At 34.9% G+C, this 956-nt stretch carries 2 protein-coding genes; both read right to left on the reverse strand.

All coding sequences use genetic code 11. The features are described 5' to 3' along the window. Positions 1–286: ABC transporter permease (locus TCEL_RS00440; protein WP_040683682.1), on the reverse strand; the 286-nt coding region annotated here is incomplete at its 3' end. A gap of 187 nt (positions 287–473) precedes the next feature. Continuing rightward, positions 474–956 (reverse strand): P-type ATPase actuator domain-containing protein (locus TCEL_RS14165; RefSeq protein ID WP_040683683.1); only part of this gene is annotated, 483 nt, incomplete at its 5' end.

Here is a 956-nt window from a genome sequence, read left to right on the forward strand (position 1 = left end):
GATTAAGGAGTGGAGCGACATTTTTTATTCCTGGTTTTGTTTTAATAAGTTCAATATCCTCATCGCTTAATCCATTTGTTCTTCTTGACGTTATATTTACTGTAATCAAATTTGTTCCAAGGCTCTCTATCTGCTCCTGAACCTTCTTTTTAGTTCCCTCACCTAAACCTACAAGGGTTATAACAGATGATATTCCAATTATTATACCAAGCATTGTTAAAAAGGTTCTTATTTTATTGGAGGCAATAGAAGAAAAGGCCATTTTAAATAGAATTAGTCTTCGCACGCTCCCACCTCCTTTAACTTATCTATATACGAATCTGATACTATTTCTCCATCCTTTACTGTTATAATCCTTTTTGTCATTTAAAGCTATATTCATATCGTGGGTTATTAATACTATGGTATTACGTCYTTYGTTTAGTTACGTTCCTACTAATATTTAAACCTTAACCTACTTACCTACKTTTKGTTTAAGTACTAMSTAGGTCGACCAACGTTAGGTCGTCCCATCTGCTAAATATAATCTCAGGGTTTGTTACTATTGCCCTTGCTATTGCAACCCTCTGCATCTGTCCGCCTGACAACTCTGTTGGTTTGTGCTTTAAGTGACTTTCTAATCCAAGTTTTTGAAGAGCAGAAGTAGCCCTTTTTCTTGCTTCATTTATTGGTATACCCATATATATCAATGGGAGTTCAACATTTTCTAATACATTAGAACCTTCTTCCTTAAGTTGTGGTATGCTCTCTCCTGTAAGCATTGATTCATCAACTGTGGTTTTTCCTTCAATTACAACTCCATCGACAGGTATTCTCTCACCTGGACGAACTAAAACAACATCCTCAACTTCAACTTCCTCTGTTGGTATCTCAATCTCCATATTATCCTTTATTATTGTTGCCATCTTTGGAGAAAGATTTATAAGCTTTTCTATTGCTTCAGATGTTCTATTTTT

This window comes from Thermobrachium celere DSM 8682, from assembly GCF_000430995.1.
In the GTDB taxonomy this organism is placed as follows: Bacteria; Bacillota; Clostridia; order Clostridiales; family Caloramatoraceae; genus Thermobrachium; species Thermobrachium celere.